At 63.8% G+C, this 22,133-nt stretch carries 20 protein-coding genes and 1 pseudogene; 18 read left to right on the forward strand and 3 right to left on the reverse strand.

Features of this window, described 5'->3' with window-relative positions:
- Window positions 1-508 precede the first annotated feature (508 nt).
- Entirely contained in the window at window positions 509-1,327 is an 819-nt protein-coding gene (locus I6F12_RS26990) for a DUF3108 domain-containing protein (protein ID WP_225157621.1), read from the reverse strand.
- A 593-nt stretch (window positions 1,328-1,920) separates the two neighbouring features.
- Here I6F12_RS26990 and rpmB point away from each other — a divergent pair.
- From rpmB to I6F12_RS27005, 3 genes are all read left to right on the forward strand, one after another.
- Window positions 1,921-2,229, forward strand: coding sequence for a 50S ribosomal protein L28 (rpmB, locus tag I6F12_RS26995; protein WP_036045358.1), 309 nt, complete (start codon window positions 1,921-1,923; stop codon window positions 2,227-2,229).
- Between the two features lie 297 nt (window positions 2,230-2,526).
- The gene (locus I6F12_RS27000; protein ID WP_225141203.1) at window positions 2,527-2,994 is read left to right on the forward strand and encodes a hypothetical protein; all 468 of its coding nucleotides are present in this window, start codon (window positions 2,527-2,529) and stop codon (window positions 2,992-2,994) included.
- Window positions 2,994-3,992: a serine/threonine-protein kinase gene (locus I6F12_RS27005; protein WP_225141205.1), complete on the forward strand. Its 999-nt coding sequence runs from the start codon at window positions 2,994-2,996 to the stop codon at window positions 3,990-3,992. Before I6F12_RS27000 ends, I6F12_RS27005 begins: the two co-directional genes overlap by 1 nt.
- A 7-nt stretch (window positions 3,993-3,999) precedes the next feature.
- Here the strand turns inward: I6F12_RS27005 and I6F12_RS27010 are convergent, their stop codons facing one another.
- A complete protein-coding gene (locus tag I6F12_RS27010; RefSeq protein ID WP_225141207.1) occupies window positions 4,000-4,716 on the reverse strand; it encodes a hypothetical protein in 717 nt (238 codons plus the stop codon).
- Between the two features lie 321 nt (window positions 4,717-5,037).
- On the opposite strand from I6F12_RS27010, the pseudogene I6F12_RS27015 reads away from it, so the two are divergent.
- The 3 genes and pseudogenes from I6F12_RS27015 to ftsZ all read left to right on the forward strand — a co-directional run.
- Window positions 5,038-5,190: pseudogene (locus I6F12_RS27015) on the forward strand (DUF2235 domain-containing protein); the annotation flags it as partial.
- 159 nt (window positions 5,191-5,349) lie between these two features.
- Window positions 5,350-5,862, forward strand: coding sequence for a hypothetical protein (locus I6F12_RS27020; RefSeq protein ID WP_225141209.1), 513 nt, complete (start codon window positions 5,350-5,352; stop codon window positions 5,860-5,862).
- A gap of 52 nt (window positions 5,863-5,914) precedes the next feature.
- Window positions 5,915-7,171, forward strand: a complete 1,257-nt coding sequence (ftsZ, locus tag I6F12_RS27025; protein WP_225141211.1) for a cell division protein FtsZ — start codon at window positions 5,915-5,917, stop codon at window positions 7,169-7,171.
- Between the two features lie 184 nt (window positions 7,172-7,355).
- Here ftsZ and I6F12_RS27030 read toward each other — a convergent pair whose 3' ends face one another.
- A complete protein-coding gene (locus I6F12_RS27030; RefSeq protein WP_225157605.1) occupies window positions 7,356-7,880 on the reverse strand; it encodes a hypothetical protein in 525 nt (174 codons plus the stop codon).
- Window positions 7,881-8,201: 321 nt separating this feature from the next.
- On the opposite strand from I6F12_RS27030, the gene I6F12_RS27035 reads away from it, so the two are divergent.
- The 12 genes from I6F12_RS27035 to I6F12_RS27090 all read left to right on the forward strand — a co-directional run bounded on the left by I6F12_RS27035 (window position 8,202) and on the right by I6F12_RS27090 (window position 21,833).
- Window positions 8,202-9,536: a DUF2235 domain-containing protein gene (locus I6F12_RS27035; RefSeq protein WP_225141215.1), complete on the forward strand. Its 1,335-nt coding sequence runs from the start codon at window positions 8,202-8,204 to the stop codon at window positions 9,534-9,536.
- 345 nt (window positions 9,537-9,881) lie between these two features.
- The gene (locus tag I6F12_RS27040; protein WP_036020176.1) at window positions 9,882-10,127 is read left to right on the forward strand and encodes a PilZ domain-containing protein; all 246 of its coding nucleotides are present in this window, start codon (window positions 9,882-9,884) and stop codon (window positions 10,125-10,127) included.
- A 348-nt stretch (window positions 10,128-10,475) separates the two neighbouring features.
- Window positions 10,476-11,630: an iron-containing alcohol dehydrogenase gene (locus I6F12_RS27045; protein ID WP_225157606.1), complete on the forward strand. Its 1,155-nt coding sequence runs from the start codon at window positions 10,476-10,478 to the stop codon at window positions 11,628-11,630.
- Between the two features lie 18 nt (window positions 11,631-11,648).
- On the forward strand, window positions 11,649-13,199 hold the full coding sequence (locus I6F12_RS27050) for an AMP-binding protein (RefSeq protein WP_036020173.1): 1,551 nt from the start codon (window positions 11,649-11,651) through the stop codon (window positions 13,197-13,199).
- Window positions 13,200-13,610: 411 nt separating this feature from the next.
- Window positions 13,611-15,209: an ABC transporter substrate-binding protein gene (locus I6F12_RS27055; RefSeq protein WP_225157607.1), complete on the forward strand. Its 1,599-nt coding sequence runs from the start codon at window positions 13,611-13,613 to the stop codon at window positions 15,207-15,209.
- A gap of 33 nt (window positions 15,210-15,242) precedes the next feature.
- Window positions 15,243-16,190, forward strand: a complete 948-nt coding sequence (locus I6F12_RS27060) for an ABC transporter permease (protein WP_057025974.1) — start codon at window positions 15,243-15,245, stop codon at window positions 16,188-16,190.
- A gap of 9 nt (window positions 16,191-16,199) precedes the next feature.
- Window positions 16,200-17,093 (forward strand): ABC transporter permease, encoded by an 894-nt coding sequence (locus tag I6F12_RS27065; protein WP_036020171.1) that lies wholly within the window; start codon window positions 16,200-16,202, stop codon window positions 17,091-17,093.
- Entirely contained in the window at window positions 17,093-18,100 is a 1,008-nt protein-coding gene (locus I6F12_RS27070; protein ID WP_036002031.1) for an ABC transporter ATP-binding protein, read from the forward strand. The genes I6F12_RS27065 and I6F12_RS27070 overlap by 1 nt, the downstream gene beginning before the upstream one ends.
- Window positions 18,097-19,083, forward strand: a complete 987-nt coding sequence (locus tag I6F12_RS27075) for a dipeptide ABC transporter ATP-binding protein (RefSeq protein WP_225157608.1) — start codon at window positions 18,097-18,099, stop codon at window positions 19,081-19,083. Before I6F12_RS27070 ends, I6F12_RS27075 begins: the two co-directional genes overlap by 4 nt.
- A 367-nt stretch (window positions 19,084-19,450) precedes the next feature.
- Window positions 19,451-19,765, forward strand: a complete 315-nt coding sequence (gene groES / locus I6F12_RS27080) for a co-chaperone GroES (RefSeq protein ID WP_225157609.1) — start codon at window positions 19,451-19,453, stop codon at window positions 19,763-19,765.
- A 36-nt stretch (window positions 19,766-19,801) separates the two neighbouring features.
- Window positions 19,802-21,421, forward strand: coding sequence for a chaperonin GroEL (gene groL / locus I6F12_RS27085; RefSeq protein WP_225145707.1), 1,620 nt, complete (start codon window positions 19,802-19,804; stop codon window positions 21,419-21,421).
- 79 nt (window positions 21,422-21,500) lie between these two features.
- Window positions 21,501-21,833, forward strand: a complete 333-nt coding sequence (locus I6F12_RS27090; protein WP_225145708.1) for a hypothetical protein — start codon at window positions 21,501-21,503, stop codon at window positions 21,831-21,833.
- Window positions 21,834-22,133 lie beyond the last annotated feature (300 nt).

Below are 22,133 nucleotides of genomic sequence, written 5' to 3' on the forward strand. Positions count from 1 at the left end.
GGGCACACCGCGGGCGTGAAAACGCCTTCCCCAAATCCCGCGCAACTGTCTCACTTTGCGACGCTTTTCCCGTTCGCTTTAAGCTTCGGAACGACTCTAGAACGAATCGCGGCCGAATCGCTGACTCCCCTGTGAGTCCCGTTCCGTTCACGCAACATGTCGCGGGACTCGTCTTGGTTGCGCACTAGATGGAGTTTTGCGGGGGCGCACAAGCGGCCGGGGTGGTTAAAGCTGGGGACGAGGCTGAGTCGAATCAGAATCGGGGAGGAGTCAAATGGATTCCCTGGGCACGGGGTGGTCAAACAAAGAGTGCGAAAACAACCCCATGCACAGTAGGTAAGTGCTTGATTTTGCTAGGCCACCACCGAACGCTCGTCATTCCCGGGCGCGACGCAGTCGCGAACCCGGAATCCATCGTGAAACCGTCTCTGTAGCCCGATGGATTCCGGGTTCGCGCCAAGGGGCGCGCCCCGGAATGACGTCGGAGAGAGCGGTGCGGCCTCCTTGCCTACTGCGTCTTGGCGACCCTCGGCGGCTGGGGGGCGGAGATGAAGCTCGTCGCTTCCAGCATGGCCGGGCCGAGCGGCGTCGGCACTTTCAGCCAGAACGGGACCAGGATGCGCGTGCCGGCGATGGGGGCGAACGCGATCTCCATGTTGCGCTGGGCGGCGAGGTATTTGATCACCGGGCGGTCGGGAATGTAGCCGGCGATCGGCACGAAATAGATCGCGCAGACCACGACCGGGCCCTTGTACCCCTTCTCCGCCTTCACGGTCTCCATGCGCTTGAAATCGAGCTTGAGCTCGTAGCGCATGCGGCCGTCGAACACCGGCGCGGAGCTGTGGCAGGCGTCCTGCGAAACGGGATCACCGGTGCCGGGCACGCGCAGGAGCGAGGCCGTCATGGGGTCCCAGACGCCGCGGCGGTGGGCCTCGGTGACGACGATGCGGTCCGGATCGACCGGCGGCTCCGGCACGATGGCAAAATCCTTCACATTGCCCTTGTCCAGGGTGATGCGGATCTCTTCAGTCTTCTTCTGGGTGGTGGTGGAGGCCTGGTAGCCGGTCGCAACCAGCGCGCCATTGACCACGCGCCCCTGGCTGGCGCCGGTGCCGGACCCGCCCGTAAACGACTTCAAAAGCCCGGTGGTGCCGCCGGCGGCCGCCGCCGAGAACACGTCGTCCTGGATATCGATGTTCCAGGCGCCCTTGCCGACGGGAATGCCCGCCAGCGTCGCCTCATATTGCGCCTCGAGCTTGCCTTGCGCCGCCGCCGGCGCCGCGCCGGACGCCAGGCCCAGCACCACCGCCAGGCCACAAATCGCCATCAGCCGGCCAGCCAAGGGGACGTCCAAGCGGACGCCCCGACACAGACAGGCTGAGCGCAGGTCTTGCGCGAAATGAAGGGTTGTCGGCACGAAATAATCCAATCGGGGCGCGATCCGCTGTTACTTAAGCCAAAAACCGCGACAAACAATGTGTCGGGGCGTGCAGCCCCGGGAACTCCACTGGACTCTTCGACGGCGAATACGCCCTTTATGTGATGGTAAGGCGCGACAATCATTGCCGTTTTGGTGATCGGGCGGTAACGGGGGGCGTTCCGACCTCTCTTCCCTCCGCCGTCATGCCCCGCGAAGGCGGGGCATCCAGTACGCCGCGGCCTCTCGACTCTGGCCGCGCCGCTGCGGAGTACTGGATCGCCCGGTCAAGCCGGGCGATGACACCGAGCGTGGGGCACGAGATCCCGGGTTCGGGCTCTGCCCGCCCCGGGACGACGGGCCAAAAACGGCCCGTCGCCTTGACGCAAGGCCCCTTCCCCCCTATACGTCCGCCCGCTCCCTGCAAGGACGAAAGAATTTGCCCCCGTGGCGCCGAAATGGCGGCCGCACTCGTTGGGGGTTCGAACTAAAGGATTTATGCCATGTCTCGCCGCTGCGAACTGACGGCCAAGGGCCCCCTCGTCGGCCACAAGGTCAGCCACTCCAACATCAAGACCAAGCGCCGCTTCCTGCCGAACCTCGTCAACGTGACGTTCATCTCGGAAGCCCTGGGCCGCAACGTGCGCCTGCGCGTCTCCACCAACGCGATCAAGAGCGTCGACCACAATGGCGGCCTCGATGCCTACCTGCTCAAGGCCAACGCCGACGCGCTCTCCCCGCGCGCGGTCGAGCTGAAGCGCGCCATCCAGAAGAAGGTCGGCGACACCCAGCCGGCCAAGCAGGCAAGCTGAGATTTTTCAGGATAGGGCGGGGGCTAAGTTGCGTCGCGTGGCGTAGGCTTAGCCGAGTAAGAGTTCGAGTAGCGGCCGGATCGGAAGATCCGGCCGTTTTTGTTTGTACACAGGAGAGCAGCTTCCGGAGTGCAGCGCGTTGACCGCCGGATATCCTGTTTTCCTCTGCTGCGCCTTTGTTCAACAGCTGCCTCCGACCAAATCGAGCGAGGCGATTGTGATCGCTCAAAGGTTGTGACAGCTTTTCCTTTAGATTCGCGGCGTATCCCACATTGGCCGCCTACTAACGGACAAGAAATGAAAGCTATCGGCTTCAATTTTCACAAAGGCAGGATCCGAGTCGTCGTCTTGGAATTCATCGAAGGCAAGGCAACGTTCTTGAGCAGAAAGTTGGTCGACATCGATCCAAACCTACCTTTGCCGGAGCTCACACACAGGTACGTTTCGAACCTTCGTGGACTACTCGATGAAACGCCAACGGATTCGGTCGCTGTTCGGCTTGTCTACGAATCAGCCAGCCTCGATGCCGCAAAATCGCAAATCATGCCTGCCGGACTTCTCGCTTTGATCTGCCACGAGAAGGGGCGAACACTCTATCAATATACACCACAGGCTCTTCGCTCAGGGAAGGCGTTCGGTCTGGATAGGTCGAAGAAGCCAATCAGGGAAGTAGACGCTCTGTTCGGAGACCATCCTCCTCATTGGGACGATCTCCACCGCGGCGCCGTGTTAGTTGCTTGGCGAGCATTGTTGGAGAACAATTGATGCAGCTGGCGCCCGGAGATCAGATCGGTCCCAAGTACACGACCAAGCAGCACTTGGGACAGGGTTCTTTTGGCACTGTCTACGAGATGCGCGACAACCTTCTTGCGCGAGATTGCGCGCTGAAGTTCGTAGAAAATACGAATCCAACAGAATTCAAAGCGCATTACGAAGGACAAATTCTTCATAAGTGCAAACACGACAACATTGTTGGTGTGAACTCTGTCGATGTGTTGCAAGCTCCGACCGGCGAGCTGTACGCGGCAATCGACATGGAATACTGTCGAGATGGATCGGTACAAGACCTACTGGTAGCGGAATTCATCTCTATCCGCCGGTCGTTAAAGATATTGATCGATACATGCTTTGGTCTAGAGCATGCCCACCGACAATCCATCCTTCATCGCGATATAAAACCAGCGAATATCCTGGTGGCCGGCAATCGCTACAAATTAAGCGATTTCGGACTCGCGAAGACTGAATTGTTAGGCAGCGGCGCGGGCACCCGAGTCTACCTAGCCCCTGAAGTTTGGAACAATATCACGAATGTTTCAACAGAAGTATACTCTGCGGGTATGACCCTATTCCAGCTCTGCAACAACTATCCCGACCTGCACACACGCGTGACCATCGGTCAGGTGAAAGCGGGTAAGGTGATCGAGGTGGTCGGATATCGCGATTATGTACCACGACGCCTGAAGACAATCTGCAATAAAGCATGCGCCCTAGATCCAGACCGTCGCTACAAGACTATCGAAGAGATGCGCCAAGCAATTGAGCGACTTCGAGTGGCGCAGAACTGGGAATTGAAGGCTGATCTGGAATGGATCGCACAGATCGGACAGCAACATCACCAGATGCGCTGCGAAGGCACCGGTCCGGTAAACTGCATCTATCTCGTAAATGGCCGTAGAAAGAATGCAAATTGCCGGATCGTCGCTGATGTAGATGCGGCGCGACTGCATCAGCACCAATGGGTGGCAGGAAATACGTTGTCTTGATCTTCGATCATGCCTGCTCACCTCGAGTGTCATGCAGTCCAGCGATGATGGCGATGACGTTAACAATCGAAATGGTGGCCTCGCAGCAAATGGCGGCCTCACGAAACGTTGCAGTTCGCTTGTGCTGGAGGTGAACAGCTAAATCCAAGGCGGCTTTCGCATGTTTTCTCACAAATTCATTGGCGCCTCCACTGAGTGAGCTCGCTATGTACGCTTCAAGCATCCGCTTTGCGTCCGTAGCACTCGCAGTGACCCCATCTAGCGTAGGGTGCTCATTTGAGTCGAATACTTCTTGGGCCGCCGAAATCAGTAACTCCCGGCCCAATAAGCCCACGCTTTGGAATTGCTCTTCGTTCTCCGCTGCATCAAGTCTTCTGCGCATTTCAACCACAGTGCGGTCCACACGCACCCAACCCGTCGGCTCGTAGGGTGACGCCGGCTTTTCCCGTAGCTGCTTTCGAACAATTTCAAATGCATCACTCACGAATTTCCGACGAGATTTGTAGGTCGGCAGATCGTCCTGGCTCCATCGACCATACCAATCCCATAGAGAACGGTACGGCGGCAATTTTTCGTAGCCCCGCGAACGCAATTCGGATTCAGCCTCATCGAAGAGTGCTACGAATTGACGTTCCACATTCTGAATTTGAGGACCACCCGTAGCAACGGCAATCATCATTGCCATCAGCTTGTCTAACGTTGAGATAAGTTCTTCGTCGGTCATGCATTCTCTAGAAAACGGAGCGCCGACTCTATGCTTTAAGTCCGCGTTGCGGCCGGTTCATAGTCGCCGACAGCACCTATTGGCGGATCGACCGAGAACCTAACCACCTACCGTCAATCATTCACCATTCTCCTGGCAAAAGCCACCGAGAGGGAAAGCGCTGGGTGACGGCGCAGGGCAGCTAGGGTGAACTATATACTATCAAATGCAGAGTGGCCCCGATATCACTCAATCGAACTTCTGATGGCTTTCTCCACTGATACCCTTGTCAGGTAACTTCCGCTATACTCGCCCCGGTAGCATCACCCGGAGGCGCATCCCATGGAATCCGCCCACCCCGCCGACCACAAGCCCGCCGGCAAGAACCTCGTCATCTGCTGTGACGGCATCGGCAACGAGATCTCGGAGAACATCTCCAACGTCCTGAAGCTCTATCGCTGCCTGCGCAAGACGGACAAGCCCTCGCCGCGACAGATGGCGCCCTTCGACTCCGGCGGCCGGCACCGCAGCGCCACCCGTAAACACCCCCCGCGCCCGTTAACCGTCCATTAACCAACGCACCCTAGCCTGCTGCAATCGTCCAGCCATCACTAGCTCGAAATCCCTTCCCGGTTCGCTCCAGGAGAAGCGCGGATGTGCGTTGAGTTGTTGACGTATGCCGATCTCGGTGCCCGCCTCAATGTCTCGCGCGAGGCCGCGCGGGCAGTGGCGCGGCGTCGGCGGTTGCCGCGCTCGCGGTCGGCTGACGGCAAGGCGGTGGTGAGCGTCGATCTCGCCGCGCTCCGCTACACGCCGCGTCCGCGACGCGCCCGCCGGGCAGATCCCATCGCGACCTCCCTGGCCAGGATCGAGGCCGTCAAGACCGAGGTCTTCAAGGCGGAGATCGCGCGGCTCGAATCCGTCGCAACCGCCTACAGGGCCGTGTTCGAGCGCGAGCGCGAACGTGCCGATCGCCTCGCCGTCGAGCTGACGCAGGCGGCCGCCGAGACGACGGCCGCCAATGCATGGGCTGCACGACTGGAAGACGAAGTGACGGCGCTGCGGAGCGGTCGCCGCCCTGGCGGCTCGATCGCGGGACACGCGGCGCGTCGGTTGGGACACCTGGCCGCCTTCATCGTGCAAGCAGACCGCGCGGCCCGCAGGTAGGACTCAGAACTTTCTTTAATCCCCGGCTTGCCGGAGCAATCGCGAGGGAAGAATGACTGGCAACACCGATATCCATGAAATGAAGGCCCGCATCGTCGTGTTCGGCGTCGGCGGCGCCGGCGGCAATGCCGTCAACAACATGATCGCGGCCGGGCTGCAGGGGGTCGAGTTCGTGGTCGCCAACACCGACGCGCAGGCGCTGGCGATGTCGAAGGCGAAGCGCCTCATCCAGCTCGGCACGAAGGTGACCGCGGGCCTCGGCGCCGGCTCGCAGCCGGAACTGGGACGCGCCGCAGCCGAAGAGGCGATCGACACGATCCGCGAGCAATTGACCGGCGCGCACATGGTGTTCGTGACGGCAGGCATGGGCGGCGGCACCGGCACCGGGGCTGCACCCGTCGTCGCCAGAATCGCGCGCGAGCTCGGCATTCTCACCATCGGCGTGGTCACCAAGCCGTTCTACTTCGAGGGCCAGCGCCGCATGCGCTTTGCCGAAGCCGGCATCGAGGAGCTGCTGAAGACAGTCGACACCCTCCTGATCATCCCGAACCAGAACCTGTTCCGGGTGGCCAGCGAGAAGACCACGTTCGCCGATGCCTTCGCCCTTGCCGACCAGGTGCTTTACTCGGGCGTGGCCTGCATCAGCGACCTCATCGTCAAGGAAGGCCTGATCAATCTCGATTTTGCCGACGTCCTCTCCGTCATGAAGGAGAAGGGCAAGGCCATGATGGGACGGGGCGAGGCCTCCGGCGAGAAGCGCGTGCTCGCAGCCGCCGTGGCCGCGATTTCCAATCCGCTGATCGAGAATCCCTCGATCAAGCGCGCCAGTGGCCTCATCATTTCCATCACCGGCGGCAAGGATCTCATGCTGTACGAGGTCGACGAAGCCGCCACCCGCATTCGCGACGAGGCCGACCCGGACGCCAACATCATCGTCGGGGCGTCCTTTGACGAAAGCTTAGAGGGCATCGTCCGCGTCTCGGTGGTGGCGACCGGTATCGATAATCTCGATCCGGCGCAGGCGCTACCAGTGGAAACCGCCCTCACCCAGCTCGCCGGCAGGCTGCGCAACGACGGCGGCCGCATCGCCGATCGCATCGAGCGCAGTGCCCCCCTTCCGCAAGCGGCAAGCCCGCCGCTGCGGCCGCAGCCGCACCACCCCGTGGGACCGCCGGCACGGCCGAGCCTGGACCATGCGCAGCAGGCGGCGCTTCAGCCGCTGGATCCTTACGGGCGTGCGCCTGCGCGCAATGCGCCCGACGAGAGCGCTCTCGATATTCCGGCCTTCCTGCGCCGCGCGGCGAACTGAGCGGCGGCGAGCGGGGAAGTTACCTGCTCGGCAACCAGCGAGCCCAACGACAACTTGTCATCCCGGGGCGCGACGAAGTCGCGAGCCCGGGATCCATAACCACCATCGTGAGTATGGATTCCGGGCTCGCGCCAAGAGGCGCGCCCCGGAATGACGGCGTAGAGCGTGCGCAGCCGCCGAGGCTTCAGGCCGCCGTGCTGTGCGGCTTCTCCGCTGCTTCCTTGTCCGTTTCCTTGTCGCGGGACAGCCAGGCCGGAAAGCGCAGCAGGCGTTCGTTGGTGTCCTTCGGCAGCTCGACGGGCGGCACTTCAACGGCCGAACTCGGCAAGTCCAGCGCCGCGTGGCCGGATCGCACTGCATCCGCGCGCTGATCCAGTTCACGCAACAGGGGATCGAGCACGCTGTCGACCTCGGTCGCCACCGACACCAGGAAACTATTGAGCTCGCGCGCCTCGGGCACAACGGCCGCCGCCGATTCGACCGCCCTGGAGAGACCGTCCACGACAGGTGCAAACGCGCCGGCGGCTTGCTTGATTCGCGTCTTGATCAGTTCGATCTCGCTCAGGACGCGCTCACGCTCCCGCCTCTTCTTCTCCTCCGAAAGGCGGGCTTCAATTTCGGCGATCTGGGCCGTCAGGGTCGTCGCTTCAGATGCGAGCGCATCGCGTCTGCCGCGCGCGCGATCGAGATCGCGGCTGAGATTGTCCACTAAGTCGTCCCTTGCGAACATGGCTTTGCTCCGTAGGACAGGCGTTCTGCCCTGTAGGACGGCCTTGGCGCGAACAGCCAGCCTCGCCACCGACCGGATGGCCGGATCAGCCGAAACAGGCATCAACTTCCGCCGCGTCACATGGGCCGACATGGTGATCCCCCATCGTCAACATTAGGCAACCGCATGGTTAACAAGAGGTTAATGTCAACAGACGATGCTGCCATTGGGGCTGCATGCCGGCGGCGTCGCCTTCCTCCCCTCGCTGCCACCCATTTTCCGCTATACTCGCCCGGGTAGCATCCCTCGGAGGCGCATCCCATGGAGTCCGCAGCCACCGCCGACCACAAGCCCGCCAGCAAGAACCTCGTCATCTGCTGTGACGGCACCGGCAACGAGATCTCGGAGAACATCTCCAACGTCCTGAAGCTCTATCGCTGCCTGCGCAAGACGGACAAGACGCAGCCCAGGCAGATGGTGTTTTACGATCCCGGGGTCGGCACCATGACGGAGCCGTCGACCTGGGGGCGCTGGAAGGCCAACATCAAGCTGGTGTGGGGGCTCGCGACCGGCTACGGGCTCGACGACAACGTGCTGTCGTCCTATTGCTTCCTGGTTCAGCATTACGCGCCCGGCGACAAGATCTATTTGTTCGGCTTTTCGCGCGGGGCTTACACCGTGCGCGTGCTGGCGGGGCTGATCCACAAAATTGGCCTGATCTCGCCGGAGCAGGCGAACCTCGCAGGCAGCGGGCTCATCGCCTACAAGCAATATTCCGGCAGCGGGCGCGGCAACGACGTCGAGGACATCAAGAACATCGTGTTCGACGAGAGCGGGCCGCTGCCGAAGGACGAATTCGACCTCGCCGCGCAATTCGCGCGCATCACCTCGACGCGCTGGCCGACCATCCATTTCGTCGGCGTCTGGGACACGGTGGCGAGCGTGATCGTGCCGCGCGCCGATCGCTTCTACTGGCCGAGCCTGGAGGAGCTCGCCTTCACACTGCGCGATCCCAGCATCAGGATCTTCCGGCAGGCGATCGCGATCGACGAGCGGCGGCGCATGTTCCGCCTGAAGCCATACGCGGAGCCGCAGGAGTTCTGGAGCAACCGCTACGTGCCTGATGAGAAGAAGGTGCCGCAGGACATCATGCAGGTGTGGTTCGCCGGCGTGCATTGCGACGTCGGCGGCGGCTATCCGGAGGCCGAGAGCGGCGAGTCCAAATATCCGCTGCTCTGGATGATCGACGAGGCCGAGAAGGCGGGGCTGAAGTTCAACCCGCGCACGGTGAACCAGCTTGCCTGGGGCATCCAGCGCAAGAACTCGCCGTTCACATATGTCGAGCCGGCTTTTACCGGCAAGAGCGGCATGCTGCACGATTCCATGACGGCGGCCTGGCGGGTGCTGGAGTTCTTGCCGAAGCGCGCGAAATATCGGGAATGGCCGGAGCGGAAAGTCTATTTCGGCTTCTACATCCCCGATGGCGAACCGCGCCTGATCCCCGAAGGCGCGCATGTGCATGAGAGCGTGCTGAAGCGCATGGCGGTTGAGCCGGGCTACCGGCCGGTGAACCTGCCGAAGGACTATGTGACGGTGCCGATGCCGGTGCCGCCGGGGGCGGATGTGGGGGCGGAGGTGGAGGGGGTGACGGGGTGACTTCCCTTCTCCCCTTGTGGGAGAAGGTGGCATAGGCGGCCTACGGCCGCCGTCTTAAGCATACGCCGACGCGTAGCGTCGGCTACGGCGCCGGATGAGGGGTTGTTGCCGCGCGTGGGACCGTTCGCGAGGATAGAACCCCTCACCCGGCTTCGATGCTTCGCATCGAAGCCACCCTCTCCCACAAGGGGAGAGGGGAAGCGCACTCCGCTACCGCTGCTTTTGCCTTTCGCTGACACTTTTCGTTAAAATTCTCGGGCGCGGCTTAGGGGGATCGCATCAACTCTTTTCCATGATTGGGACAGATCAGCCGCCGCGACCTGCGGAGTTGGAGGAGACGTGCCAATGCATCCGCGCAAGTTCGTCCGTGTGAAGCCCGCAGGCCTGGTGTCACGCCAGGCCAAGATCATCACCGACCCGCGCGCGCCGGTGATCCCGTGCACGCTGATCGACTATTCGCCCGGCGGGGCCTGCGTCGATCTCGGCGGTCAGGTGGCGATCCCCGATCGCTTCGAGCTGCTGCACGTCAACACCAAGAAGCGCTGCCGCATCGCCTGGAAGCGCGGCACGCGCGTGGGCGTGGTGTTTTGAGGGAATAGCGGCCGGTTGCTGGCCCTGCCTTTTTGGCAAGGACTCGCCTTGGAGAGATTTTCCCTGCAGCCATCCTTCGAGACGCCCGCTTTAAGCGGGCTCCTCAGGATGAGGGGGGAGTGCGCGGCGGCAGTTCTCGACGGGCACCGGCGCCGATGAGCCTCATCCTGAGGAGGCGCGTAGCGCCGTCTCGAAGGACGAGGCGTGCGCGCCGCCGCCGCCACATCTCATCTTCAACAGCCCGCCTTTGCGCTGCAAACGGCCAGCGTCTTCGCGCATGACGGCTCCGGCGGGGTCGGCTAGATTGCGTCCCTAACAACAAGAACGAATTGTCCGGGGAGGACAGGCGTGCACCAGGGACGTGTCGTGTTCGGCGCGATCGAGGAGGTCGTGTTCGGCCATCCTGCGGCTGAAGCCATCGTCGCGCAGATGGACCGGCTCGGAACAAGCCGCGCCTTCCTGATGGTGTCGGGGACGCTGAACCGGCAGACCGACGAAATCACGAAAATCAGGGAGGCGCTCGGCTCCCGCTGCGCCGGCCTGTTCGACGCGATGCCGGCCCATACGCCGCGCGAGGCGGTGATCGCGGCGACACAAGCGGCGCGCGCGGTGGAGGCGGATCTGATCGTCACAATCGGCGGCGGTTCCATCACTGACGGCGCCAAGGCGGTGCAGCTCTGCCTTGCCAACGGCATCGACGATATCGCCGGCATCGACCGCATCCGCGTGCACAAGGGCGCCGCGCCCGAGATGAAGGCCCCAATCGTGCGGCAGGTCAGCGTGCCGACCACGATCGCCGGCGGCGAGTTCTCATCGATCGCCGGTGTCACCGACCGCGCGAGCCACGTGAAGCAGATGCTGCGGCATCCGCTCGCGGTGCCGCGCGCGACCATCCTCGATCCTGCCATCACCGTGCACACGCCGGAATGGCTGTTCCTGTCGACCGGCATCCGCGCCGTCGACCATTGCGTCGAGGCGATCTGCTCGCGCGAGACGCATCCTTACGCCGATGCGCAGGCGGTGAAGGGCCTCGCCATGCTCGCCGACGCGCTGCCGCGGGTAAAGGCCGACCCTTTGGATCTCGATGCGCGGATGGACGCGCAGATCGGCACCTGGCTGTCGATGGGCGCGCTCGCCGCGGGTGTGCCGATGGGCGCAAGCCACGGCATCGGCTACGTGCTGGGCGGGGCCTTCGACGTGCCGCACGGCTACACCTCCTGCGTCATGCTGCCGGCGGTGATGCGCTGGAACGCGCGCGACAATGCCGAGCGGCAGATGATCGTCGCGGCCGCGATGGGCTATCCCGGCCGCAATGCTGCCGACGTGCTCGATGCCTTCATCCGCTCGCTCGGCATGCCGCGCAGCCTTGGCGACGTGCGCATCTCCCCGGAGCATTTCGATGCGATCGCGGAAGCCGCGATGCGGACGAACTGGATTCCGCGCAACCCGCGCAAGATCGCTAGCTCCGCCGATGTGCGCGAGATCCTGCTGCTTGCCGCCTGATCGACATCCGGAGGATCGATGTACACAGGTCACCACGCCCGCCTGCGTCCGCTGCAGCCCGCCTTCATCATGGCGGCGACCGGCGAGGCCGTCACCTATCGCGACTTGGAGGCGCGCAGCAACCGGCTGGCGCACTTGTTCCGCCAGCACGGCTTGAGGCGGCTCGACCATTATTCGATCTTCATGGAGAACAATGCGCGTTATCTCGAAGCCTGCGGCGCGGGCGAGCGCTCCGGGCTCTACTACACCTGCATCAACTCGTTCCTGACGCCGGGCGAGCTCGCCTATCTGCTCGTCAACAGCCAGTCGAAGATTTTGATCACGTCGATGGCCAAGCTCGCCATCGCGCGCGAGGCGATCGAGGCTTGTCCCGACATCAAGCTCTGCATCGTCGCCGACGGCCCGGGCGAGAGCGAGCGCATCGTTGGCCTATCGGAGGTGACCGCCGGCCTGCCGGCAACGCCGATTCCCGACGAGTGGCTCGGCACCGCCATGCTCTATTCCTCCGGCACGACGGGACGACCTAAGGGCATCCTGCGCCCGCTGCCGGAGGAGAAGCCGAAGCACAATCTGCCGCTGTTCGATTTCCTGTTGAGGCTCTGGCACTACCGCGAGGGCATGGTCTACCTGTCGCCGGCGCCGCTCTATCATTCGGCGCCGCAGGCGGCCGTGAACCTCACGATCCGCATGGGCGGCACCGTGATCATCATGGAAAGCTTCGATCCCGAGCGTTACCTGCAGCTGGTCGAGCAATGGGGCATCACCCACACGCAATTGGTGCCGACGATGTTCTCGCGCATGCTGAAGTTGCCGGAGGAGGTGCGCGCCCGCTACGATCTGTCCTCGCTGGAGATCGCCATCCACGCCGCCGCGCCCTGTCCGCCGCAGGTCAAGGACGAGATGATCAAATGGTGGGGACCGATCATCCACGAATATTACGGCGCCACCGAAGGCCTCGGCTTCACCGCCTGCAACAGCGAGGAATGGCTGGCGCATCGCGGCACCGTCGGCAAGGTGCTGCTCGGGGACCTGCACATTCTCGACGAGAACATGCGGGAATGCCCGACCGGCACGCCCGGCCAGGTCTGGTTCAAGACGGCAACGCCGTTCGAATATTTCAACGATCCCGAGAAAACCAAGGAGGCGCGCTCTGCCGATGGGAGCATGAGCACGGTCGGCGACGTCGGCTATGTCGATGCCGACCGCTTCCTATACCTGACCGACCGCGCCACCTTCATGATCATCTCCGGCGGGGTGAACATCTATCCGCAGGAATGCGAGAACCTCCTGATCACCCACCCCAAGGTGGCGGACGCCGCGGTGTTCGGCGTACCCAATGCCGATCTCGGCGAGGAGGTGAAGGCGGTGGTGCAGCCGATGCCCGGCGTGGAGCCGGGGCCGGCGCTCGCCGAGGAGCTGATCGCGTTCTGCGCAAAGTCGCTGTCGCGGCAGAAGGTGCCGCGCTCGGTCGATTTCGAAAAGGAATTGCCGCGGCTGCCGACCGGCAAGCTGTACAAGCGGCTGCTGCGGGACCGGTACTGGGGGAACAAGGTCTCGCGGATCGTGTGAGGGTTTCCGCTACGTAAGGTGCGCAAGCAAGCGCCATACACGCAACTGTCTTCCCGGGGCGCGACGAAGTCGCGAGCCCGGGACCCATAACCCCAGGAAGGAGTTGCGGCATGGGCTGGCAACTCCGAGTCTTCGCCAAACTCCTCCCTGTGGCTATGGATCCCGGATCGGCGCGCGCTGAGGGCGCGCTTGTCCGGGATGACAGCGGAGGTTGTTGAGGCGACCTCGCGCAAACTCTCACAGGAATCGCGTCTTCGCACCTGCACTCTCACATCGCGAGAGAAGCACCCGAGATATTCCGTCATCCGAATTGTCGAGAGCGCAGCTGGCCTTGCGGGTTGCCTCGCTGCACGCGCCTCGCTATCGTCGGGATAACAGGCCGCAAAAGGCCGAGGTCCAGGGAGGATGAGCATGCGGAGCGTGTGGGCGCTCGCCGCAATGGCGGCGTTATCTGTGCTGACGGCCTCAACTGCCACGCTCGCCGGCGAGCCCAAGCAGGGCGGCATCTTGCGGATGTATCACCGCGACAGTCCGGCCAACGCCTCGATCCTCGAAGGCGCGACCTATTCGATCAACATTCCCTTCATGGGGGTGTTCAACAATCTCCTCATCTACGATCAGCACATCGCGCAGAACAGCCCCGATACGCTGCGGCCGGACCTCGCCGAAAGCTGGTCCTGGAGCAGCGACAACAAGAAGCTGACGTTCAAGCTGCGCCAGGGCGTGAAATGGCACGACGGCAAGCCGTTCACCTCGGCCGACGTCAAATGCAGCTTCGATCTGTTGATGGGCAAGTCGCAGCAGAAGCTGCGGCAGAATCCGCGCAAGGCCTGGTACAGCGAGGTCAACGAGGTCACGACCAACGGCGAATTCGAGGTCACCTTCGACCTGAAGCGGCCGCAGCCCTCGCTGCTGGCGATGCTCGCCTCCGGCTACACGCCGGTCTATCCCTGTCATGTCTCGCCGGCGGACATGCGCACCCATCCGATCGGGACCGGACCGTTCAAGTTCGTCGAGTTCAAGGCCAATGAATCGATCAAGCTGACGCGCAATCCCAATTATTGGAAGAAGGGCCTGCCCCATCTCGACGGCATCGAATACACCATCATCACCAACCGCTCGACCGCGATCCTGGCCTTCGTCGCCGGCAAGTTCGACATGACCTTTCCGACGCACATCACGATCCCGCTTTTGAAGGACATCAAGTCGCAGGCGCCGAACGCGACCTGCGTCGTCGAGCCGACCAACGTCTCGACCAACATCATCGTCAATTCGACCTCCGCGCCGTTCGACAACATCGACATCCGCCGGGCGATGGCGCTCGCGCTCGACCGCAAGGCGTTCGTCGACATCCTGTTCGAAGGCCAGGGCGACATCGGTGGCACCATGCTGCCGCCGCCGCAGGGCCTTTGGGGCATGCCGAAGGACAGGCTGGAGACCATTCCGGGCTATGGCCGCGACATCAACGCCAACCGCGAGGAAGCCAAGAAGCTGATGCAGAAGGCGGGCTATGGTCCGGACAAGCGCCTCGCCGTGAAAGTCTCGACGCGCAACATCGCGGAATATCGCGACCCCGCCGTGATCCTGATCGACCAGCTCAAGACCATCTATATCGACGGCGAGCTCGACGTCGTGGAAACCGCGAACTGGTTCCCGAAGGTCGCGCGCAAGGATTACATGCTCGGCCTCAACCTGACCGGCAATGCCGTCGACGATCCCGACCAGTCGTTCTACGAGAACTATGCCTGCGGCTCGGAGCGGAATTACACCAATTATTGCAACAAGGAGATCGAGAAGCTGTTCGACGTGCAGTCGCAGGAGACCGACATCGGAAAGCGCAGGCCGCTGGTGTGGGACATCGACAAGAAGCTGCAGGAGGACGTCGCCCGCCCGATCATCTTCCATGCCCGCGCCGGTACCTGCTGGCACCCCCACGTCAAGGGCGTCACGATCATGTCGAACAGCTCCTACAACGGCTTCCGCTACGAGGACGTGTGGCTCGACAAGTGACGCGACGCTGACGGCTAGCGCGGAGGGCGGTGCATGTTTGCCTATCTGGTGCGGCGCCTGTTCCTGATGTTCGTGACCCTGTTCGGGATCTCGGTCGTCATCTTCTTCCTGCTGCGCATCGTGCCGGGCAACATCGTCGACATCCTGTTCGCCGCCGCCGGCTATGTCGATCCCGCCGACAAGGCCAATCTGGAGAAGGAGCTCGGCATCGACCGTCCCCTGATCGTGCAATATTGGCACTGGATCAGCGGCTTCATGCGCGGCGATTTCGGCTTCTCCTACGTCTCGGAGAAGCCGGCGCTGCAGGAGATCCTGCCGCGGATTCCGATCACGGCAAAGCTCGCCGGCCTCGCGCTGCTGTTCTCGGCATCGATCGGCATTCCGCTCGGCGTCATCAGCGCGGTGAAGCAGGGCACGAAGCTCGACTACGCGCTTCGCGTCGTCAGTCTCAGCGGCCTGTCGCTGCCCTCGTTCTGGCTGGGGCTTCTGATCCTCACCGCCTCGGTGGCGATGTTCGGCCAGATGCCGATCTTCAATCCCAATCCGAAGACCTGGCTCGAGGCGTTCGCGACCTACGCCGTGCCGGCTGCCGCCGTCGGCTTCCGCAGCGCGGCCCTGACCATGCGCATCACGCGCTCCTCGATGCTGGAGGTGCTGCGGCAGGATTACATCCGTACCGCCCGCGCCAAGGGGGCCTCCGAAGCGGCGGTGAACTATCACCACGCGCTGAAGAACGCGATCCTGCCCGTGATCACCGTGATCGGCATCGAGGCGGCGTTCCTGATCGGCGGCCTGATCGTCACCGAGACGGTGTTCAACATCCCCGGCGTCGCGCGCTTCCTGGTGGAGGCGATCCGCTGGCGCGACTATCCGATCGTGCAGAACCTCGTGATGTTCATCGCGGTCGTGGTGGTGTTCGCCAATTTCACCGTCGACATGCTCTACGCGGTGTTCGACCCGCGGATCAGGTACACGGATTAGGAGAGCAGCTTGGCCGCGATCGACTTCGACGTTGAGCTGAGGCGGGCCGGGGCGCATGCGACCGGGGGCTGGCGGCGCGTGCTGTTCATGGCGCAGCGGCACGTGCTGGGCGCGGCCGGGCTCGTCATCATGACATTGTTCGTGCTGACGGCGATCTTCGCCGATGTCATCGCGCGCTATGATCCGCTGACCGTCGATTCCGCCCGCGCGCTGGCGCGGCCGAGCTGGGCGCACTGGATGGGCACCGATTCCTTCGGCCGCGACGTGTTCAGCCGCATCATCCACGGCGCGCGGATTTCGCTCGCGGTCGGCATCGGCTCGACCGTGCTCGGCGGCACCATCGGTGTGATCGTCGGCCTCACCTCGGGCTATCTCTCCGGCTGGTTCGATCTGGTGTTCCAGCGCGTCTCCGACGTGCTGCAGGCGCTGCCGCTCCTGGTGCTGGCGCTAGTGATGACAGCCGCGCTCGGGCCCTCGCTGCCGAACGTGATCATCGCCATCGCCATTCCGCTGATCCCGACGGTGGCGCGCGTCATCCGAGCCAACACGCTGGCGCTGCGCGAACAGCCGTTCGTGGAGGCCGCCAAGTCGATCGGCATGAGCGAGATGCGGATCGCGCTGCGTCACGTGCTGCCGAACACGCTGGCGCCGCTGATCGTGCTCGCCACCGCCCAGCTCGGCTCGACCATCCTGACCGAGGCTTCGCTGTCCTTCCTCGGCCTCGGCATTCCCGAACCCTATCCGTCGTGGGGGCGCATGTTGTCCGAATCCGCCGCCGAATATGTCCGCACCGCGCCGTGGCTGGTGATCTTCCCGGGCGTCGCGATCAGCCTCGCAGTGTTCGGCGCCAACCTCTTCGGCGACGCCCTGCGCGACATCCTGGATCCGAGGCAGCGCGGCTGATGGCGGACAAGACCGATCTCGTGCTCGACGTGAAGAACCTGAAGACGGTGTTCTTCACCAATTCCGGCCTGTTCAAGGCGGTCGACGACCTCTCCTTCAGCGTGAGGCGCGGCGAGACGCTGGCGATCGTCGGTGAATCCGGCTGCGGCAAGAGCGTGACCGCGCTGTCGCTGATGCGTCTCGTGCCCGATCCGCCCGGCCGCATCGTCGGCGGCTCCGTCTCGCTGGAAGGCACCGACCTGCTGGCGCTGGATGAGGCGCAGATGCGCGCGGTCAGGGGCAATCGCATCTCCATGATCTTCCAGGAGCCGATGACCTCGCTCAATCCGGTGATGCGGATCGGCGACCAGATCGTCGAGGCGGTGCGGCTGCATCGGCATATCTCGGCGAAAGAGGCGCAAGGCATCGCCGTCGAGATGCTGCGGCTGGTGCGCATTCCCGAGCCGGCGCGGCGCGCGCGCGAGTATCCGCACCAGCTCTCCGGCGGCATGCGCCAGCGTGCGATGATCGCAATGGCGCTGGCCTGCCGGCCGGCGCTCCTGATCGCGGATGAGCCGACCACCGCGCTCGACGTCACCATCCAGGCGCAGATCCTGGCGCTGATCCTCGACCTGCAGAAGGAGCTCGGCACCGGGCTCGTGCTGATCACGCACGATCTCGGCGTGGTCGCGCAGACCGCGCAACGCGTGATCGTGATGTATGCGGGGCGAAAGGTCGAGGAGGCCAGCGTCGAGGCGCTGTTCGCCGCGCCGAAGCATCCCTATACGCGCGGGCTGATGGCCTCGATCCCGGCCGTGCCGGCCTCCGGCGCCGCCGCGCAGGCGCGGCTGAACGAAATCCCCGGCACGGTGCCGTCGCTGGTGCGGCTGCCGCAAGGCTGCGCCTTCGCGCCGCGCTGCAAGCTCGCCATCAAGCGCTGCGAGGCCGAATATCCGCCGCTGGCAGATTGGGGCGGCGGGCATCTGGCCGCCTGCTGGCGCGCGGAAGAAGTGGCGGAGGTGGCATGACCGAGGCACTGCTCGAAGTCACCGACCTCAAGAAGCACTATCCCGTGCGCGCCGGCGTGTTGCGCCGGCAGGTCGGCACCGTGCACGCGGTCGATGGCGTCTCCTTCGCGCTCGGCACCGGCGAGACGCTCGGCCTCGTCGGCGAATCCGGCTGCGGCAAGTCCACGGTGGCGCGCAGCGTGCTGCGGCTGGTCGAGCCGACCTCGGGCCAGATCCGCCTCGACGGCGAGGACATCACGCATCTGTCGAAAACCGCGATGCGGCCGCACCGCCGCTCGATGCAGATCGTGTTCCAGGATCCGTTCGCCTCGCTCAATCCGCGCATGACCGCCGGCGACATCGTCGGCGAGCCGATCGCCGTGCACGGGCTCGCCACCGGCAAGGAGCTGGACGCGCGGGTCGCAAGGCTTTTCGAGCAGGTGGGGTTGCGGCCCGACCAGATGCGCAATTTCCCGCATCAATTCTCCGGCGGTCAGCGCCAGCGCATCTGCATTGCCCGCGCGCTGGCGCTGGGGCCACGCCTGATCGTCTGCGACGAGCCGGTCTCCGCGCTCGACGTCTCGATCCAGGCGCAGGTGATCAACCTTCTGATCGACCTGCAGCGGCAGCACGGCTTCTCCTATCTCTTCATCGCGCACGACCTTGCCGTGGTCGCCCATATCAGCCACCGCGTCGCCGTGATGTATCTCGGCCGCATCGTCGAGATCGCCGACAAGGACGAGCTGTTCCGCAATCCCCGGCATCCCTACACGCAGGCCCTGCTCGCCTCGGTGCCGGTCGCCAACCCGCTGGCGAAGAAGCTCGCGCCGCTGGTCGACGGCGACGTGCCGAGCCCGGTCAACCCGCCGTCGGGCTGCGCATTTCACACCCGCTGCCGGTTTGCGATGGAGCGGTGCAAGACGGAACGGCCGGCGCTGCTGGATGCCGGCGATGGGCATCAGGTGGCGTGCCTGCTCAATGACGGGACAGGGCGAGGCCGCTAAGGCGGACTCATAGAAGAAATGTCAGCTCCTGAGGGAGGAGCGGAAATCTTCTGCTCGGCAGAGCGTTACCGCTTTTGACCCAAAGCGGACCTCAAGGGGCTATATGGGATCATCCTCACATGGAAATGACCAGTAAGGGCGGCTCTCGAGATTTGCGGGCCCAAGCCGATGCACCTCGCCCGCCAAGCAGGCGTGACAGGGACGGCGGCACATCCAAAGGATCCGGACAAGAACCTTGAAGTAGCGCAAAAATTTTTGCAGGTCCTCTTGACTAGAAATCCGCGTATTCCTAGGTCGTTTGCCGCCCGGGGGCCGGTTCCGGACCCGGATTTTGGACATCGCTGAACCTACCCAAAGGAGGATGTGCATGCATTTCCGCCCGTTGCACGACCGTGTGCTCGTGCGCCGCATCGATGCGGAGGAGAAGACCGCCGGCGGCATCATCATTCCCGACAACGCCAAGGAGAAGCCGCAGCAGGGCGAGATCATCGCCGTGGGGCCGGGCGGGCGAAACGAGCAGGGCCAGCTCGTGCCGCTCGACGTCAAGGTCGGCGACCGGGTGCTGTTCGGCAAGTGGTCGGGCACCGAGGTCAAGATCGACGGCGAGGAGCTGTTGATCATGAAGGAAAGCGATCTTCTCGGCGTGGCCGAGCAGGCCGGCACGCTGAAGAAGGCGGCGTAACGCTGACAGTCATCGAACGGAAAGGAGTTTAACAACATGGCTGCCAAGGACGTGAAGTTCGCGACCGAGGCCCGCGAGCGCATGCTGCGGGGCGTCGACACACTGGCGAATGCGGTGAAGGTCACGCTCGGTCCAAAGGGACGCAACGTCGTTATCGAGAAATCGTTCGGCGCTCCCCGCATCACCAAGGACGGCGTTACCGTCGCCAAGGAGATCGAGCTGGAGGACAAGTTCGAGAACATGGGCGCCCAGATGGTGCGCGAGGTCGCCTCCAAGACCAGTGATCTCGCCGGAGACGGCACCACCACGGCGACCGTGCTGGCGCAGGCCATCGTCAAGGAGGGCGCCAAGGCGGTCGCTGCCGGCATGAATCCGATGGACCTCAAGCGCGGCGTCGACCTTGCCGTGGACGCGATCGTCGCCGACCTCAAGTCGCACGCCAAGAAGATCACCTCCAACGACGAGATCGTCCAGGTCGGCACCATCTCCGCCAACGGCGACACCGAGATCGGCCGCTTTCTGGCGGATGCGATGCAGAAGGTCGGCAATGAGGGCGTGATCACGGTCGAGGAGGCCAAGAGCCTGCACACCGAGCTCGAAGTGGTCGAGGGCATGCAGTTCGACCGCGGCTACATCTCGCCCTATTTCGTCACCAACGCCGAGAAGATGAAGGCCGAGCTCGAGGATCCCTATGTGCTGATCCACGAGAAGAAGCTGTCGGGCCTGCAGGCCGTGTTGCCGCTGCTGGAGCAGGTCGTGCAATCCGGCAAGCCGCTCCTGATCATCGCGGAGGAGGTCGAGGGTGAGGCGCTGGCGACGCTGGTCGTCAACCGCCTGCGCGGCGGCCTGAAGGTTGCCGCCGTCAAGGCGCCGGGCTTCGGCGACCGCCGCAAGGCGATGCTGGAGGATATCGCGATCCTCACCGGCGGCACCGTGATCTCCGAAGATCTCGGCATCAAACTCGAGAACGTCACCGTGAAGATGCTGGGCCGTGCCAAGAAAGTGGTGATCGAGAAGGAGAACACGACGATCGTCGACGGCGCCGGCGCCAAGAAGGACATTGAGGCGCGCAGCCAGCAGATCAGGGCGCAGATCGAGGAAACCACCTCGGACTACGACCGCGAGAAGCTGCAGGAGCGCCTCGCCAAGCTCGCCGGCGGCGTCGCGGTGATCCGGGTCGGCGGCGCGACCGAGGTCGAGGTCAAGGAGCGCAAGGATCGCGTCGACGACGCTCTGCATGCGACCCGGGCCGCGGTCGAGGAAGGCATCCTGCCGGGCGGCGGCGTGGCACTGCTGCGCGCGCTCAAGGCGCTCGACGGGGTCAAGACCGCCAATCCCGACCAGAAGGCGGGCGTGGACATCGTGCGCCGCGCCATCCAAGTCCCGGCGCGGCAGATCGTGCAGAATGCGGGTGAGGACGGCTCCGTCGTCGTCGGCAAGCTGCTCGAGAACCAGACCTACACCTGGGGCTTCAATGCCGCGACTGGCGAGTACCAGGATCTGGTGCAGGCCGGCGTGATCGATCCTGCCAAGGTCGTCCGCACCGCCTTGCAGGATGCGGCCTCGGTGGCCTCGCTGCTCATCACGACCGAAGCGCTGGTGGCCGAGAAGCCGAAGAAGACGGAAGCGCCGAGCGCTCCCGCGATGGACTTCTAAGGACGGGCGAGCCCGGCCGAACGGCCGGGCTCGTTTGCCATGGATCTGTGACTGTGTTCTCGAACGAAAGGAGGATGAAATGATCAAGGATCGTGCTTTCTCCGCTCGCGGGGAAACCACTCGGAAAACGTTGCGGCGGCTCGCCGCCTTGGCCGTTGGGGCTGGCCTCTCGCTGGTGCCTATTGCGGCCTTTGGCGCCGAAAGCCCCGGCCCTGCCGCCAAGACGGCGGACAGTTTCGAGCGGCTCGCCTTGCCGCCGATCCCGTACCTGGACACGATGCCGTGGTCGAGCTGGGATCGGGGCAGCCCGACCATGAAGGTGGACACATTGCTGCCGGTCCTCGGGCCATCCGGGATCCGGCTCGACCTCACGCCGCCTGATCGGGACAAGCCGGAGCCCGCCACCAGCTGAAATGGGGGAGCGGCCGGCGAGGCCGCTCCTCATCGTTCAGCCACTCATCGCTCACGCGAAAGGAGGATCATCAGATGAGAGGCATTGTCCTCGCCGTCGCTGTGTTGGGCATGGCCAATGGGCTTCAGGCCAAGGAGGCCGACACGCCTCGCGCCGAGATGCGGAGCTCGGCCGAGCCCGCCCGGCAGCTTGCGACCAGTTCCGTCGGAGCGTCTCGGAGCAATCCTGAGAAGTCCGGCCAGACCGAGCGCAGGAGCCGGGAGTTTTCACCCGAACGTCTCGTCCCCGATATCTGCAGAG

Source organism: Bradyrhizobium sp. IC4059, from assembly GCF_020193615.1.
Classification (GTDB): Bacteria; Pseudomonadota; Alphaproteobacteria; order Rhizobiales; family Xanthobacteraceae; genus Bradyrhizobium; species Bradyrhizobium yuanmingense.